Origin of the sequence: Neisseria chenwenguii (assembly GCF_002216145.1) — a bacterium.
Lineage (GTDB): Bacteria > Pseudomonadota > Gammaproteobacteria > Burkholderiales > Neisseriaceae > Neisseria > Neisseria chenwenguii.
In genome coordinates this window covers 1,989,853-2,004,665 of record NZ_CP022278.1, presented here as the reverse complement: position 1 = coordinate 2,004,665, position 14,813 = coordinate 1,989,853, and the positions used below count along the sequence as shown (strand labels likewise).

13 protein-coding genes are annotated in these 14,813 nt (G+C 54.6%); 6 read left to right on the top strand and 7 right to left on the bottom strand.

What is annotated here, in order from left to right:
- Positions 1-73 precede the first annotated feature (73 nt).
- On the bottom strand, positions 74-1,243 hold the full coding sequence (gene metK, locus BG910_RS09800; protein WP_089036670.1) for a methionine adenosyltransferase: 1,170 nt from the start codon (positions 1,241-1,243) through the stop codon (positions 74-76).
- Positions 1,244-1,721: 478 nt separating this feature from the next.
- Here metK and BG910_RS09795 point away from each other — a divergent pair, with 478 nt between their 5' ends.
- The gene (locus BG910_RS09795) at positions 1,722-2,597 is read left to right on the top strand and encodes a lysophospholipid acyltransferase family protein (protein ID WP_089036669.1); all 876 of its coding nucleotides are present in this window, start codon (positions 1,722-1,724) and stop codon (positions 2,595-2,597) included.
- A 63-nt stretch (positions 2,598-2,660) separates the two neighbouring features.
- Here BG910_RS09795 and cysE read toward each other — a convergent pair whose 3' ends face one another.
- Complete coding sequence (gene cysE, locus BG910_RS09790; RefSeq protein ID WP_089036668.1) at positions 2,661-3,479, bottom strand: serine O-acetyltransferase; 819 nt, start codon at positions 3,477-3,479, stop codon at positions 2,661-2,663.
- A 182-nt stretch (positions 3,480-3,661) separates the two neighbouring features.
- Between cysE and grpE the strand changes: the two genes are divergently transcribed.
- Positions 3,662-4,237, top strand: a complete 576-nt coding sequence (grpE, locus tag BG910_RS09785; protein WP_089036667.1) for a nucleotide exchange factor GrpE — start codon at positions 3,662-3,664, stop codon at positions 4,235-4,237.
- Positions 4,238-4,664: 427 nt separating this feature from the next.
- Positions 4,665-6,593 carry a molecular chaperone DnaK gene (gene dnaK, locus BG910_RS09780; RefSeq protein WP_089036666.1) on the top strand — a complete coding sequence of 643 codons (1,929 nt, stop codon included), beginning with the start codon at positions 4,665-4,667 and terminating at the stop codon, positions 6,591-6,593.
- Between the two features lie 511 nt (positions 6,594-7,104).
- On the opposite strand, the gene BG910_RS09775 is transcribed toward dnaK, so the two are convergent.
- Positions 7,105-8,520, bottom strand: a complete 1,416-nt coding sequence (locus BG910_RS09775) for a DEAD/DEAH box helicase (RefSeq protein WP_089036665.1) — start codon at positions 8,518-8,520, stop codon at positions 7,105-7,107.
- A gap of 264 nt (positions 8,521-8,784) precedes the next feature.
- Positions 8,785-9,558: a FadR/GntR family transcriptional regulator gene (locus tag BG910_RS09770; protein ID WP_089036664.1), complete on the bottom strand. Its 774-nt coding sequence runs from the start codon at positions 9,556-9,558 to the stop codon at positions 8,785-8,787.
- 336 nt (positions 9,559-9,894) lie between these two features.
- Between BG910_RS09770 and BG910_RS09765 the strand changes: the two genes are divergently transcribed.
- A complete protein-coding gene (locus BG910_RS09765; protein WP_089036663.1) occupies positions 9,895-10,230 on the top strand; it encodes a hypothetical protein in 336 nt (111 codons plus the stop codon).
- Positions 10,231-10,329: 99 nt separating this feature from the next.
- On the opposite strand, the gene grxB is transcribed toward BG910_RS09765, so the two are convergent.
- Positions 10,330-10,980: a glutaredoxin 2 gene (gene grxB, locus BG910_RS09760; RefSeq protein WP_089036662.1), complete on the bottom strand. Its 651-nt coding sequence runs from the start codon at positions 10,978-10,980 to the stop codon at positions 10,330-10,332.
- A gap of 180 nt (positions 10,981-11,160) precedes the next feature.
- Between grxB and BG910_RS09755 the strand changes: the two genes are divergently transcribed.
- Positions 11,161-13,374, top strand: coding sequence for a RelA/SpoT family protein (locus BG910_RS09755; RefSeq protein WP_089036661.1), 2,214 nt, complete (start codon positions 11,161-11,163; stop codon positions 13,372-13,374).
- 78 nt (positions 13,375-13,452) lie between these two features.
- On the opposite strand, the gene BG910_RS09750 is transcribed toward BG910_RS09755, so the two are convergent.
- Positions 13,453-13,896, bottom strand: coding sequence for a GatB/YqeY domain-containing protein (locus BG910_RS09750; RefSeq protein ID WP_089037234.1), 444 nt, complete (start codon positions 13,894-13,896; stop codon positions 13,453-13,455).
- A 260-nt stretch (positions 13,897-14,156) separates the two neighbouring features.
- On the opposite strand from BG910_RS09750, the gene BG910_RS12400 reads away from it, so the two are divergent.
- Positions 14,157-14,300, top strand: coding sequence for a hypothetical protein (locus BG910_RS12400; protein WP_157694069.1), 144 nt, complete (start codon positions 14,157-14,159; stop codon positions 14,298-14,300).
- Positions 14,301-14,317: 17 nt separating this feature from the next.
- Here the strand turns inward: BG910_RS12400 and rpsU are convergent, their stop codons facing one another.
- Positions 14,318-14,530, bottom strand: a complete 213-nt coding sequence (gene rpsU, locus BG910_RS09745; RefSeq protein ID WP_003680926.1) for a 30S ribosomal protein S21 — start codon at positions 14,528-14,530, stop codon at positions 14,318-14,320.
- Positions 14,531-14,813: the final 283 nt, after the last annotated feature.

Genomic DNA, 14,813 nt, shown 5'->3' with positions numbered 1-14,813 from the left:
TGATGCAGGCATTGTATAAGGAAACAGGCCGTCTGAAAAATCATTTTTCAGACGGCCTTCATCATTCAAACAATCACAAACCCACTGCGGCTTTCAGCGCCATTGCTTTATCTGTCCGCTCCCAGGTAAATTCCGGCTCTTCGCGGCCGAAGTGGCCGTAGGCGGCGGTTTTGCCGTAAATCGGGCGCAGAAGATCGAGCATTTGCACGATGCCTTTGGGGCGCAGGTCGAAATGTTCGCGCACGAGTCTGATCAGTTCGGCTTCGTTGAGTTTGCCCGTGCCGAAGGTGTCGATGGAAATCGAGGTCGGCTCGGCAATTCCGATGGCGTAGGAAATCTGGATTTGGCATTGCGCGGCCAAGCCTGCGGCGACGATGTTCTTCGCCACATAGCGGCCTGCGTAGGCAGCGGAACGGTCAACTTTGCTCGGGTCTTTGCCGGAAAACGCACCGCCGCCGTGCGGGGCTGCGCCGCCGTAAGTATCGACGATGATTTTGCGTCCGGTCAGGCCGCAATCGCCTTTGGGGCCGCCGATGACGAATTTGCCGGTCGGGTTGATCAGGTATTTGGTTTCGGCGGTCAGCATTTCAGACGGCAATACGGGCTTGATGATCTGCTCGATGACGGCTTCGCGCAGTTCGTCGTAGCCGATTGATTCGTCGTGTTGGGTCGATAAAACGACGGTGTCGATGCGTTTGACTTTACCGGTTTCGGCGTCGTAAACACAGGTCAGCTGGGCTTTGGCGTCGGGACGCAGCCACGGCAGGCGGCCGTCGCGGCGCAGTTCGCTCTGGCGCTGCATCAGGCGGTGGCTGTAATAGATGGCAAACGGCATCAGCGTGGGGGTTTCGTCGCAGGCGTAGCCGAACATCAGCCCCTGGTCGCCCGCGCCCTGGTCCAAATCCAAGCCTTCGCCTTCGTTGACGCCCTGCGCGATGTCGGGCGACTGCACGCCGTAGTTCAAAATGACTTTGCAGCTTTTCGCATCGAAGCCCAATTCGGGGTTGTTGTAGCCGATGCGGGCGATGGTGTCGCGGGCGACTTGTTCGTAATCGACTTTTGCGACGGTGGTAATTTCGCCCGCCAATACGCACAAATCGGTTGCGACCAGAGTTTCGGCGGCAACGCGCGCTTTGGGGTCTTGCGTGAAGATTGCATCTAAAATCGCATCGGAAATCTGGTCGGCCACTTTGTCGGGATGGCCTTCGGAAACGGATTCCGAAGTAAACAGGTATTCGCTCATTTTCTATACTTTCTTAATAAACAGGCTGTTATCGTTTTTCAGACGGCCTGTCAGACTGTTAACGGCAGAAACTATACGCTTTCCGCCCTATCGTGTCATCACAAATGAAAATTTTCTCATTTGCCGGAATTCGTTTTGCGCAGGCAAAAAAAATCCCGCATCAAGCGGGTTTGGTATTGCTTTCCGCGTTTGCCGAAAGCCACATCGGTTTTACAAACCGTCCACCTTACTTTTTCATTTGAAACAGCAGGTTGGCATGGAATCCCCAACTCTTAATGCGGGGCGGATGATAGCAGGTTCCGCCCGTTTCCGCAAGGCGCAAGGCCGTCTGAAAAGCGGCGGACACACGGTTTTCAGACGGCCTCTCTATCGCTTTTCCGAAAGCGTTTGGGCTTTGCCCGCGATTCCATTACAATCCCCGAAATCCAATCCGCAGCCGCCGTTTTTCAGACGGCCTGCCACAACATCAAATCAGATTATGCAAACCCTCCTCACCCTGCTGTTCAAACTCACCGCCGCCCTGCCCCTGCCGCTGCTGCACCGCATCGCCAAGTTTTGGGGCGGCCTCGCCTTTCACCTGCGCAAAGAAGACTACGCCCGCGTTTACGCCCACATGGCGCAGGCGGGACTGAATCCCGATGATGCCGCGGTAAAACAGGTGTTCCAAGAAACCGCCAAAGGCGCACTCGAGCTGGCGGTGGCGTTTTTCAGACGGCCCGAAGAAATTGAAACGCTGTTTACGGAAATCCGCGGCTGGGAACACGTTCAGACGGCCTTAAATCAGGGCAACGGCCTGCTGTTCATCACGCCGCATCTGGGCAGCTACGATCTGGCCGGCCGCTACATCAGCCAGCAGCTTCCGTTCCCGCTGACCGCGATGTACAAACCGCCGAAAATTAAAATGTTCGACGCCGTCATGCAGGCCGGACGCGTGCGCGGCAAGGGCAAAACCGCGCCAACCAACATTCAGGGCGTCAAGCAGATTATCAAAGCCCTGCGCTCAGGCGAAGCGACAATCATCTTGCCCGACCACGTTCCCTCGCCCGAAGAAGGCGGCGACGGCGTGTGGGCGGACTTTTTCGGCAAACCCGCCTACACCATGACGCTGGCGGGCAAACTCGCGCAGGTGAAAAACGTGACCGCGCTGTTTTTCTGCGGCGAACGCCTGCCCAAAGGCAAAGGATTCGTGCTCCACATCGAACCGCTGCAAGGCGGATTGAACGGCGACAAGGAACACGACGCGCGGCTCATCAACCAAAACGTCGAAAACTGGATACGCCGCTTTCCTTTTCAGTATCTGTTTATGTACAACCGTTACAAACACCCAAGAGGGGGCGCGCGAGCGGAGGGGTAACGGCAATTGTGATAAAGGCCGTCTGAAAATTTTCAGACGGCCTGTTTCTTTGAAATCCGACGTTCAAATCACAAAATCCCAACCCACTGCCTGAAGGCTCTGATCCATATCCGCCGACGGCGTTTTCAGTGAACGGCCGACCGGTTTGGCGGGCACGCCGACCACGGTAACCGACGGCGGCACATCGGCCACAACCACGCTGCCGGCGCCGATTTTGGCGTTTTCGCCGATGCGGATGTTGCCGAGCACGGAAGCATTCGCGCCGATCATCACGCCGTCGCCGACTTTCGGGTGGCGGTCGCCGCTTTCTTTGCCCGAACCGCCGAGCGTCACGCCGTGCAGAATCGAAATATTGTTGCCCAAAACGGCGGTTTCGCCCGCCACAAAACCCGTCGCATGGTCGAGCATCAGGCCGCGGCCGAATCGGGCGGCGGGATGGATGTCGGTACCGAACACTTCAGACATCCGGTTTTGCAGAAAATACGCCAGCGTTTTGCGGTCGTTTTGGTAGAGCCAATGATTGATGCGGTGCGCCTGAATGGCGTGGAAACCTTTGAAATACAGCAGCGGCAGCGAATATTCGTCGCAGGCGGGGTCACGTTCGTAAATGGCTTTGAGGTCGGCCTCGACGCATTTGCTGATGTGCGCATCGCTCGCCAGCGCCTGCTGGTAGATTTCAAACAGCGCACGCGCGTCCATAATCGTGCCGGAAAGTTTGCTGGAAAGGTGGTAGGCCAAAACGGAATCCAGCGTTTCGTGGCGCAAAACGGTTTGGTGCAAAAAACTCGCCAACATCGGCTCGGCAGCCACGGCGGTTTCGGTTTCTTCGCGTATGGTCTGCCACAAATCGAAATCGGGGCTGTTGAGATGGTCTTTTTTCATGATGAGGCCGTATGAAAAGAAGTCGGGGACGGCTTCATCTTACCGTTTATCCGGACGCGGGCATAGCGGAATAAATCATATGGTTATAGCGGAAACTTCTTTATGCCGTCTTGAAAACTTTTTCAGACGGCCCTATATGCCCGACATTAAACTTGAAACCCGTTTTTAAAAGGACGCCCGTCATGACCGAGCAAAACCAGCAAACCGCAGAAGAAGAAAAAAACGAAGCCGCCGAAGCGGTTGAAACCGTCGAAACCGAAGCCGCCGCGCCCGAAGCCGAAGCGGCGGAAAAGCCCTCTTACGAAGACTTGGAAGCGCGCATCGCCGACCTGGAGGCGCAGGTGAAGGAAGAGCAGCTGCGCGGTTTGGCCAACGAGCAAAACCTGCGCCGCCGCCATCAGGAAGAAATCGCCTCTACGCATAAATTTGCCGGCCAGAAATTCGCCGCCGAAATGCTGCCGGTGAAAGACTATCTGGAAATGGCGCTGCTCGACCAAAGCGGTAATTTCGACGCGTTGAAAATGGGCGTTCAGATGACGCTGACCGAACTGCAAAAGGCGTTTGACGCGACCAAAATCAAGGAAATCAACCCGCAGCCGGGCGACAAACTCGACCCGCACCAACATCAGGCCATGCAGGCGGTGGTGAAGGAGGATCAGGAGCCGAACACCATCGTCAGCGTGATGAAAAAAGGCTATGCACTGGAAGAGCGCGTGTTGCGCCCCGCGATGGTGGTAGTGGCGAAAAAAGAAGATTGAAGGCACCGCTTGGTGAAGTTCATCAAGCATAAAATTTTCAGACGGCCTCTGCCGGGCGCGAAAGCACTTCCGCCCCCAAGCAACGGAAATTGATATTTCATACAAGACAGCAAGCCGGAGACAGTACGGATAGTACGGCGAGGCGCCGCAACGCAGTAGGAAACATCAAGTTCCGCCGCTTTATTGGAAAATCATTCTGATAAAACTGATTCGCACCTCCTTTCAGGCCGTCTGAAAACCAATCTTCAGACAGCTTGTGGATAAGTAAATCAAGCACTTGAATTGAAAAACGAAAATATCGAAAAAATTTTTGTTCTCCACACTTGAAAAGCGGTTAAACCGCCTTATCTACAGGCCAACGGAACGACGTTCCAAACAGTTTGTTTATTATTAATGAAGCAGTTTTATTTTTTAGGAGCAAAACACAATGGCAAAAGTCATCGGTATCGACTTAGGTACAACCAACTCTTGCGTGGCCATCTCTGAAAACGGCCAAACCAAAGTAATCGAAAACGCCGAAGGCGCGCGCACCACGCCTTCCATCATCGCTTACCTCGACGGCGGCGAAATCCTCGTCGGCGCGCCGGCCAAACGTCAAGCCGTAACCAATGCGAAAAACACCGTTTACGCCGCCAAACGCCTGATCGGCCACAAATTCGAAGACAAAGAAGTCCAACGCGACATCGAAACCATGCCGTTTGAAATCATCAAATCGTCCAACGGCGACGCATGGGTGAAAGCGCAGGGCAAAGAGCTGTCTCCGCCGCAGATTTCCGCCGAAGTATTGCGCAAAATGAAAGAAGCCGCCGAAGCCTATTTGGGCGAAAAAGTAAGTGAAGCGGTAATTACCGTTCCAGCCTACTTCAACGACAGCCAGCGCCAAGCCACTAAAGACGCCGGCCGCATCGCGGGTCTAGAAGTCAAACGCATCATCAACGAGCCGACCGCCGCCGCTTTGGCGTTCGGTATGGACAAAGGCAGCAAAGGCGACCGCAAAATCGCGGTTTACGACTTGGGCGGCGGTACTTTCGATATTTCCATCATCGAAATCGCCGATGTCGACGGCGACAAACAGTTTGAAGTGTTGGCGACCAACGGCGACACCTTCTTAGGCGGCGAAGACTTCGACCAACGCATCATCGACTACATCATCGAAGAGTTCAAAAAAGACCAGGGTATCGACCTCAAAGGCGATTCAATGGCGATGCAGCGCGTGAAAGAAGCTGCTGAAAAAGCCAAAATCGAGCTTTCCAGCGGCCAGCAGACCGAAATCAACCTGCCGTTCATCACCATGGACGCCACCGGCCCGAAACATCTGATTATCAAGCTGACCCGCGCCAAATTCGAAAGCCTGGTCGAAGACTTGGTACAGCGTTCCATCGAGCCTTGCCGCACCGCGCTGAAAGACGCCGGCCTGAGCGCTTCCGACATCGACGACGTGATTTTGGTCGGCGGCCAAACCCGTATGCCGAAAGTACAAGACGCCGTTAAAGCCTTCTTCGGCAAAGAACCGCGCAAAGACGTCAATCCCGACGAAGCCGTAGCCGTCGGCGCCGCGATTCAGGGCGAAGTATTGGGCGGCGGCCGCAGCGACGTTCTGCTGCTCGACGTTACCCCGCTGTCTCTGGGTATCGAAACCATGGGCGGCGTGATGACCAAACTGATCCAGAAAAACACCACCATCCCGACCAAAGCGTCGCAGGTGTTCTCAACCGCCGAAGACAACCAGTCGGCCGTTACCATCCACGTTTTGCAGGGTGAACGTGAACGCGCCTCCGCCAACAAATCGCTGGGGCAGTTCAACCTCGGCGACATCGCACCCGCACCGCGCGGTATGCCGCAAATCGAAGTGACCTTCGATATTGACGCCAACGGCATCCTGCACGTTTCCGCCAAAGACAAAGGCACAGGCAAAGCCGCCAACATCACCATCCAAGGTTCTTCAGGCCTGAGCGAAGAAGAAATCGAACGCATGGTGAAAGATGCGGAAGCCAACGCCGAAGAAGACAAAAAACTGACCGAACTCGTCGCCTCGCGCAACCAAGCCGAAGCGCTGATCCACTCAGTTAAAAAATCGCTGGCCGACTACGGCGACAAACTCGAGGCAGCCGAGAAAGAAAAAATCGAAGCCGCGCTGAAAGAAGCCGAGGAAGCCGTCAAAGGCGAAGATAAAGCCGAAATCGACGCCAAAGCCGAAGCCTTGGGTACCGCCAGCCAAAAACTCGGCGAAATGGTTTACGCCCAAGTGCAAGCCGAAGCCCAGGCGGGCGAAGGCGCACAGGCCGACGCATCCGCCCAGAAAAACGACGATGTAGTCGATGCCGACTTTGAAGAAGTCAAAGACGACAAAAAATAAAGCCGTCTGAAAAACGGCTTGGAAACAGTAAAGCGCGAATCCGCAAGGGTTCGCGCTTTCTTTTTGGTTTACGGTTTTCAGACGGCCTGCGGATTTTGCAAAAACCAAAACAGTCATCTGAAACAGTTACGTCCAAAGTAAACCTCTCCTGCATTCTTAACTGAAACCCGGCAAAACCCAGCCTATCCATTCCGCCTGTTCACAAACCGGAAAAAAATTTAGTCTTCTTTCGCCATACCGCCACAGCGTTTAACCGCAGAAGGATTAGCATGACAACCGTACAGCGCACCAGCCAAACACCACGCTCACCATTAATCGGATCCGGTGACAAACAGGCCGTCTGAAACCCCTTTACCAAGCGTAACCGGAGCTTTCAGACGGCCTGAACATTTGGAAAAAAACGAAGTACCGGATTTCCCGATCCGGCGGCGCCAAAATCAAAAAGATGCCGTCTGAAACGCCGACTGCCGGGCGCAGCCGAAGGTTCAGACGGCATCTTTTTTCAGACGGCCTATAACCCGTAATTCGGCTGGAGCAGCGCGCAGATTTGGCGTTCGCGGCGGCTGCGGCGGCTTCGGCCGGCAATTTTTCCGCAGGCGGCACTGGGGTCGTTTTTGTCAGCCTGCGTTTTTTCGTTGCGTGGGGAAACGCGCCCGTAGCGGCTGTCGCGTTCGTTCCGTTCGCCGCGCGGTTCGCGACGGTTTTCGCTGCGTTCACGGCGGCTTGCGGATGCGCGGTTTTCAGACGGCATTTCGTTTTCTGCGCCGGTGTTGTCCCACCAAAACGGTTCGAAACCTTCGATACGCTCGACTTTCAAATCGTTGCCGGTTAATTCTTTAATGGCTTCAAACATTTTCTGTTCGGTTTTGTCCATCAGCGAAATCGCCACGCCGTCGGCGCCGGCGCGGCCGGTGCGGCCGATGCGGTGGACGTAGTCTTCGGGCTGGGTCGGCAGTTCGTAGTTGATGACGAACGGCAACTCGGCGATGTCCAACCCACGGGCGGCGACGTCGGTGGCGACCAAAACGCGCAGGCTGCCTTCTTTGAAGGCATTCAGCGTCTCGAGGCGGGTTTGCTGGGATTTGTCGCCGTGTATCGACTGGGCGGACAAGCCGCGACGGACGAGGTCGCGCGTAACCTGATCGACGCTTTGTTTGGTTTTGCAGAATACAATCACTTGGTTCATCTGCAAATCGACAATCAGACGCTCTAAAAGATTGCGTTTTTTCAGCGCGTCAACGGCAATGATGTGTTGCTCGACGTTGGCACTGGTGGTGTTTTGCGCGGCCACTTCCACGCGCTCGGGCGCGTTCATGAAATCCTGCGCCAGCTTGCGGATGGGCGGGGCGAAGGTAGCGGAAAACAGCAGGGTTTGGCGCTGTTTGGGCAGCATCTGCATGATGCGGCGGATGTCGTCGATGAAGCCCATGTCGAGCATGCGGTCGGCTTCGTCGAGAACGACAATTTCGACTTTGTTCAGATTAATGTTTTTCTGTTTGACATGGTCGAGCAGGCGGCCGACGGTGGCGACGACGATTTCGCAGCCGGCGCGCAGGTCGGCGGTTTGTTTGTCCATGTTCACACCGCCGAACAACACGGTATGGCGCAGCGGCAGGTTTTTGATGTAGGCGGCGGTGTTTTGGTCGATTTGGTCGGCCAATTCGCGCGTAGGCGTCAGCACCAGCATCCGCACGGGGTGCATCGCGGGCGAAGTGCTCGGTGTGGCATAGCGTTTAAGGCGCTCGAGGCCGGGCAGCATGAAGGCGGCGGTTTTGCCCGTGCCGGTTTGGGCGGCAGCCAAAAGGTCGTGGCCGGCCAAAGCCTTGGGAATGGCAGCGGCCTGAATCGGCGTGGGGGTTTCGTAGCCCTGTTCGGTCAGCGCGGCGACGATTTCACTGCCCAAACCGAGTGTGGAAAACGGATTCATATCAGGTCTCTTTCTTTTCAGACGGCCTTGCTGCGGGATAAGGCACAGGCCGTCTGAAACGGGTTTTTGAATTTTTGAACGGCCTGCACGCAGAAAATGCGGCAGACGGTGGAAATTTTTACGGAAAACGTGCGGCGATTATGCCACAAAACGCCCTGCCCTTACAGAGTGCGGGGAAGCGGTGAGGCCGTCTGAAATATCGGTTGCTGAGCGTACCGAAGCATCAGACGGCCTATTTTCCAAACCATCAGTCAAACAACCGCCCTACCAGTTTTTCACCTTATCCAAATCATTCTGCGCCAGCGTACCCGCGTGTTGGCGGCGGCTTTGGTATTCGCGGTCTTCGCGGATGCTTTCGAACACGAATTCCAAATGGCTTTGCGCGGCAGCGGAGGCCTGCGCAGCGTTGCCGGCTTCGATGGCTTCAAACAGCGCTCGGTGCTGCGCCATCAGGGTCGGGCGCGGGTTGCCGCTTTGTTTGTCGCGGATGATGCTGCTGCGGGTTTGGCGGTAGAGCATACGCAGCAGGCTGCCGGAAAGGTGGCTGAACAAGATGTTATGCGAGGCATCGGCAATGGCCTGATGGAAGCTGGCATCGGCTTCCATTTGGTATCCGGCATTGCCTTCGGCGCAGGCTTTTTCAAATTTTTCCAGCCAAAAACCGATGCGGCTGATGTCTTCTTCAGTGCGCCGTGCCGCCGCCAGGCCGGCCATGCAGCTTTCGATATGGCGGCTGAAATCGTAGACGTCGTGTTCCCAGTGGGAATGCCGGCCCAAAAGTTCCTGCCAGCTTTGCAGGAAATCCTGCCGCTGTTTCACGGAAACATAATATCCGTCACCCTGCCGTGCTTCCATAGTGCCGCGCGATACGAGTATGTTCAGCGCGGCGCGTACCGACGGGCGCGATACGCCGAATTCTTCCGCCAGCGTGCGCTCGGGCGGGATTTTCCGGCCTTCCGCGTATTCGCCGGCAGCGATTCGCTCTTCAATGATGCTTAGGATTTGGTCGCTGATTTTTTGCGTTTTGATTGGTTTCATGGTTTCCGCCTATTTTTATAAATTGGTATAACCAATTATTACATTGTAGCGAGCGCGTCTGCCGGCGGTCAATTTTTCTTTTTTTCAGACGGCCTCCGGTTTTTCCGCCATTAAAATGTCAATTTTTTTCTGTCCTTTTTCAGCATACAAACTTTTGAGTTTAAGAAAATTTTCTTTTTGTCATTAACATTTACAATAATTTCATTAGCGTATTATTACACCGACAAATGAAACTAATCGGCGCTTCAACACTCAATAGAGCCATGCAGAAGCTGAATTCTGTACCCGCCGTTGTTCACGGCAACCATCAATAAACCAATTTAGGAATATTACGACATGAAAAAAGTTCTGTTTGCAATCGCAGCCGCCGGTCTGATGCTGACCGCTTGTTCAAGCACCAAAAAAGCCGAAGAAGCCCAAGCACCTGCCGCTCCCCAACTGACTGTTGAGCAAGCTATGCAGCAATGCCAAACTTCTGCTCAAGATAAAGTTGCTTTCGAAGCATGTATGCGCGACAAAGGTTTCCAACCCGCTGCCCAAGCCCAACAGCCTGCCGTTGCTTCTGAGCCCGTAGCTGCTCCTGATGCTGCCGCTGCTGCTACCGAACAGCCGGTTAAAGCAAAAGCCAGCAAAGCTAAAAAAAGCAAAAAAAGCAAAAAAAGCAAAAAATAATCGGATTTTAAAATAAGCTGTTTCACTCCCAACGGCTTATTTGAATCTTGATAAAAAAGGCCGTCTGAAATTTCAGACGGCCTTTGAACATTTCCGGCTTCAAATTGCGCGGTCAAAATACAGATCCACGCCCGAAGCCTTACCCATGCGCGTAAGATACGCGGCGGTGTTTTTCGGAAACTCAATACCGCTGACGATGGTCAGATTGCGCAATACGGGAAACAGCAGAATATCTTCCATGCCCACTTCGCCGTTGATGCCGTCTGAAACGGGATCAACCAGCGGTTCGAGTTCCTTCAAATCCTGATTGATTTGCGCCAAAAGTGCGGGCGTATCGGCGAGGTTTCCGGCAAAGCTGCCGATGTTTTTCTCTTTTTTATCAACGAAATATTTCACCGCCGATGCGGTTGCAAACTCGGGCAGGCCGATTTTAACCGTACGCGGCTGAATCAGTTTGCCGCTGTATTTCCCGACCTTGTCGATCCAAGCCTGAATTTCGGAGCGCACGTTTTCTTTCAGACGGCCTTTGCCCGCCGATTCATCCACATAGCGCACAATATCCAGACTCTCGCCCATAAACGAGCCGTCGTCTTTTTCCAAAATCGGCACCTGTTTCGCGCCGATCATCCGAATCGGATTTTCCTCGTCGTCGTTCGCCAACACCACCTCTTCCACCGGCAGGCCGCGCAGACCGAAAATCATGCGTGCGCGTACGCAAAACGGGCAATGGTCGTAAGTATAGAGTTTCATAGTTGATATGCCTTTGAAAGTTGGAAACGTACCTACCTTAGCACTTCAGGCCGTCTAAAACAAGCCGGTGTGTGGTTTTCAGACGGCCTCGTCGGGATATACCTCAAACGGTTGTTATTCCCTGCCCCGCACTCTGCTAAAATGTCATCTATCCTTGCCACGCGAGTTCAGGAAAACATCATGGCCGCCCACCTCGACGAAACCAGCAGCATCGCCCCCGATTTAAGCCGTTACCGCGAATGGTTCGACCGCCGCACCGCCGCGCTGCCCGAAAAAGACGCCGCGCTGCTTCAGACGGCCTTAAAGCTGGCCGAACAGCATTATCCGCAAGAGATGCGTGTTTCGGGCGGCGAGCCGGTGTTAAGCCATCTGATGGGCGCGGCGCAGATGGTAGACGAAATGGATCTGCTGCCCGATGCCGTTGCCGCCACGATTTTAGCCGATATTTCAAGCTGTTGCGAAAACTGGCAGGAAATTGTTACCGAACAATGCAACGCGACTGTAACCGAACTCGTCAAGGGCATAGACGAAGTGCAGAAGCTGACCCACTTCGCCCGTGTTGACAGCCTCGCCACGCCCGAAGAGCGCGCGCAGCAGGCCGAAACCATGCGCAAAATGCTGCTGGCGATGGTGACAGACATCCGCGTCGTGTTGATCAAACTCGCGATGCGCACGCGTACCATGCAGTTTATCGGCTCTCAGCCCGACAACCCTGAAAAACGCACGCTCGCCAAAGAAACCCTCGACATTTTCGCCCCGCTCGCCAACCGTTTGGGCGTTTGGCAGCTCAAATGGCAGCTCGAAGATTTGGGCTTCCGCCACCATCAGCCTGAAAAATATAAAGAAATCGCCAACCTGCTCGACGAAAAACGCACCGAGCGCCTCGAATACATCGACCATTTCCTCGCCACTCTGCGCAGCGAGTTAAACAAGTTCAACATCCATTTCGAAGTTGCCGGCCGCCCGAAACACATCTATTCCATCTACAAAAAGATGGTCAAGAAAAAGCTGGATTTTCAAGGGCTTTACGACATCCGCGCCGTGCGCATCCTTGTCGATACCGTACCCGAGTGCTACACCACGCTGGGCATCGTCCACAGCCTGTGGCAGCCCGTGCCCGGCGAGTTCGACGACTACATCGCCAATCCCAAAGGCAACGGCTACAAAAGCCTGCACACCGTCATCGTCGGCCCCGAAGACAAAGGCGTCGAAGTGCAGATCCGCACTTTTGAAATGCACCGGTTCAACGAATTCGGCGTCGCCGCCCACTGGCGCTACAAAGAAGGCGGCAAAGGCGATTCCGCCTACGAACAGAAAATCGCCTGGCTGCGCCAACTGCTCGACTGGCGCGAAAATATGGCCGAAAGCGGCAAAGAAGACCTCGCCGCAGCCTTCAAAACCGAGCTCTTTAACGACACGATTTACGTTTTGACCCCGCACGGCAAAGTCCTGTCCCTGCCCGCAGGCGCAACGCCCATCGACTTCGCCTACGCACTGCACAGCAGCATCGGTGACCGCTGCCGCGGTGCCAAAGTCGAAGGTCAGATTGTGCCGCTCTCCACCCCGCTCGAAAACGGCCAGCGCGTCGAAATCATCACCGCCAAAGAAGGCCACCCTTCCGTCAACTGGCTCTACGAAGGCTGGGTCAAATCCGGCAAAGCCATCAGCAAAATCCGCGCCTACATCCGCCAGCAAAACGCCGATTCAGTGCGTGAAGAAGGCCGCGCCCAGCTCGACAAACAACTCCTCAAAATCAGCCCCAAACCCAATCTGCAAGACTTGGCGGAAAAACTCGGCTACAAAAAACTCGACGAACTTTACACCGCCATGGGGCAGGGCGAAATCTCCCCGCGCGCCATCCAAAAAGCCTGCGGCACACTCAATGAACCGCCCCCTGTTTCCGTTGACGAAACCACCATCGTCAAACAGTCGAAAATCAAGCGCGGCGGCAAAAACGGCGTCCTCATCGACGGCGAAGACGGCCTGATGACCACGCTTGCCAAATGCTGCAAACCCGCACCGCCCGACGACATCGTCGGTTTCGTTACCCGCGAACGCGGCATTTCCGTCCACCGCCGCAACTGCCCGTCGTTCCAGCACCTCGCCGAACTCTCACCCGACAAAGTGCTCAACGCCGAATGGGCGGCCGCCCAAGAAGGCCAGGTTTTCGCCGTCGATGTCGAAATCCGCGCCCAAGACCGCAGCGGCCTGTTGCGCGACGTCTCCGACGCCCTCGCCCGCCACAGACTCAACGTCACCGCCGTCCAAACCCAGTCGCGCGATCTCGAAGCCAGTATGCGCTTTACGCTGGAAGTCAAACAAGTCAATGACTTACCGCGCATCCTCACCAGTTTGGGCGACGTCAAAGGCGTATTGAGCGTCACGCGTTTGTAAACGGCGCATTGAGAACAAAAGGCCGTCTGAAAACGCCAAGATTTTCAGACGGCCACACGGCGGTGTACAAGCGGAAAATCAGCTCAAAGCCGCTTTCAGCGCCTTATTCACCTCGCCCATATCGGCTTTGCCCGCCAAACGGGTTTTCAGCAAGCCCATGACTTTGCCCATATCCGCCATTCCTGCCGCGCCGGTTTCGGCAACGGCGGCGGTTACGGCGGCTTGGATTTCTTCGGCCGACATCATTTGCGGCAGATAGCGCTGCAACACTTCGATTTCGGCGTTTTCTTTATCCGCCAAATCCTGACGGCCGGCGTTGGTGTAGATTTGGGCGGAATCTTTGCGCTGTTTGACCATTTTGGTCAGAATCGCGGTGACTTTGGCATCGTCGGCTTCGGCGCGTTCGTCAACTTCAAACTGTTTGACGGCGGCGTTAATCAGGCGGATGGTGGAAAGTGAAACCTGATCTTTGGCGCGCATGGCGGTTTTCATGTCTTCGGACAGACGGGTTTTGAGGGTCATTTTTTGCTCCTTTTGGGAATGGGAAGATGGAAATGTTTTTTCAGACGGCATGGTGTCTGGAATTTTTTCGGGATGTAGAAAGAGCAAGATTTTTGTAAAAATCAGAGACATCCGCCTAAAGGCCGTCTGAAACAGTTAATCCTTCAACAGACATCATTCCCGCGCAGGCGGGAATCCACGGTTAAATACAAACAATATCTTGTTTTAACACAGTTTCAGGAAATCAAACGTGGATTCCCGCCTGCGCGGGAATGATGTCCGTGAAAGTTCGGTTGCTGAATGCAGTCGCAGCACCTGTGCTGAGCGCAATCGAAGCATCAGACGGCATTTGTGATTTTTACAAAACCTCAGGCCGTCTGAAAAACAAAACACCGCAAAGCGCAGGCTTTACGGTGTTTTTCTAATTACAGCAAGCCTGCAATCAGTACATTTTCGGAGGCAGCTGTTGGCTGCGCAGGCGTTTTTGCAGGCGTTTGGCGGCTGCGGCTTTTTTGCGTTTGCGCTCGGTAGTCGGTTTTTCGTAGGCTTCGCGGGCGCGCAGCTCGGTCAGCAGACCGGTTTTTTCCACAGCGCGTTTGAAACGGCGCATGGCAACTTCGAAGGGTTCGTTTTCTTTTACACGGATTGCAGGCATTTTGTTTCCTTCAATATTTTTTAAATCGGTTAGATGCGGCGGTCTGTCTTCAGACGGCCTTGAGAATTGGTTTGGTATATCGCGGGTGTCTGAATCAGACCGGCGGGATACGCGCCGTGATGTAAACATCACCTCCTAACAGGTCGGCTTCAGCCGAAATGTACGCTTTTGCGCGGGGAAAACAATTGGCGGATTATCCGCCGAACGGCGGCATCTGTCAAGGTTTGGAAACGGTTTTAATGCCGTCTGAAAAGGTTGCTGAGCGTAGTCGAAGCACCAAACG

Excerpts from the sequence above, each read along its gene's own strand:
- metK (WP_089036670.1), bottom strand. The coding sequence starts at position 1,243 with ATGAGCGAATACCTGTTTACTTCGGAATCCGTTTCCGAAGGCCATCCC.
- BG910_RS09795 (WP_089036669.1), top strand. The coding sequence starts at position 1,722 with ATGCAAACCCTCCTCACCCTGCTGTTCAAACTCACCGCCGCCCTGCCC.
- cysE (WP_089036668.1), bottom strand. The coding sequence starts at position 3,479 with ATGAAAAAAGACCATCTCAACAGCCCCGATTTCGATTTGTGGCAGACC.
- grpE (WP_089036667.1), top strand. The coding sequence starts at position 3,662 with ATGACCGAGCAAAACCAGCAAACCGCAGAAGAAGAAAAAAACGAAGCC.
- dnaK (WP_089036666.1), top strand. The coding sequence starts at position 4,665 with ATGGCAAAAGTCATCGGTATCGACTTAGGTACAACCAACTCTTGCGTG.
- BG910_RS09775 (WP_089036665.1), bottom strand. The coding sequence starts at position 8,520 with ATGAATCCGTTTTCCACACTCGGTTTGGGCAGTGAAATCGTCGCCGCG.
- BG910_RS09770 (WP_089036664.1), bottom strand. The coding sequence starts at position 9,558 with ATGAAACCAATCAAAACGCAAAAAATCAGCGACCAAATCCTAAGCATC.
- BG910_RS09765 (WP_089036663.1), top strand. The coding sequence starts at position 9,895 with ATGAAAAAAGTTCTGTTTGCAATCGCAGCCGCCGGTCTGATGCTGACC.
- grxB (WP_089036662.1), bottom strand. The coding sequence starts at position 10,980 with ATGAAACTCTATACTTACGACCATTGCCCGTTTTGCGTACGCGCACGC.
- BG910_RS09755 (WP_089036661.1), top strand. The coding sequence starts at position 11,161 with ATGGCCGCCCACCTCGACGAAACCAGCAGCATCGCCCCCGATTTAAGC.
- BG910_RS09750 (WP_089037234.1), bottom strand. The coding sequence starts at position 13,896 with ATGACCCTCAAAACCCGTCTGTCCGAAGACATGAAAACCGCCATGCGC.
- rpsU (WP_003680926.1), bottom strand. The coding sequence starts at position 14,530 with ATGCCTGCAATCCGTGTAAAAGAAAACGAACCCTTCGAAGTTGCCATG.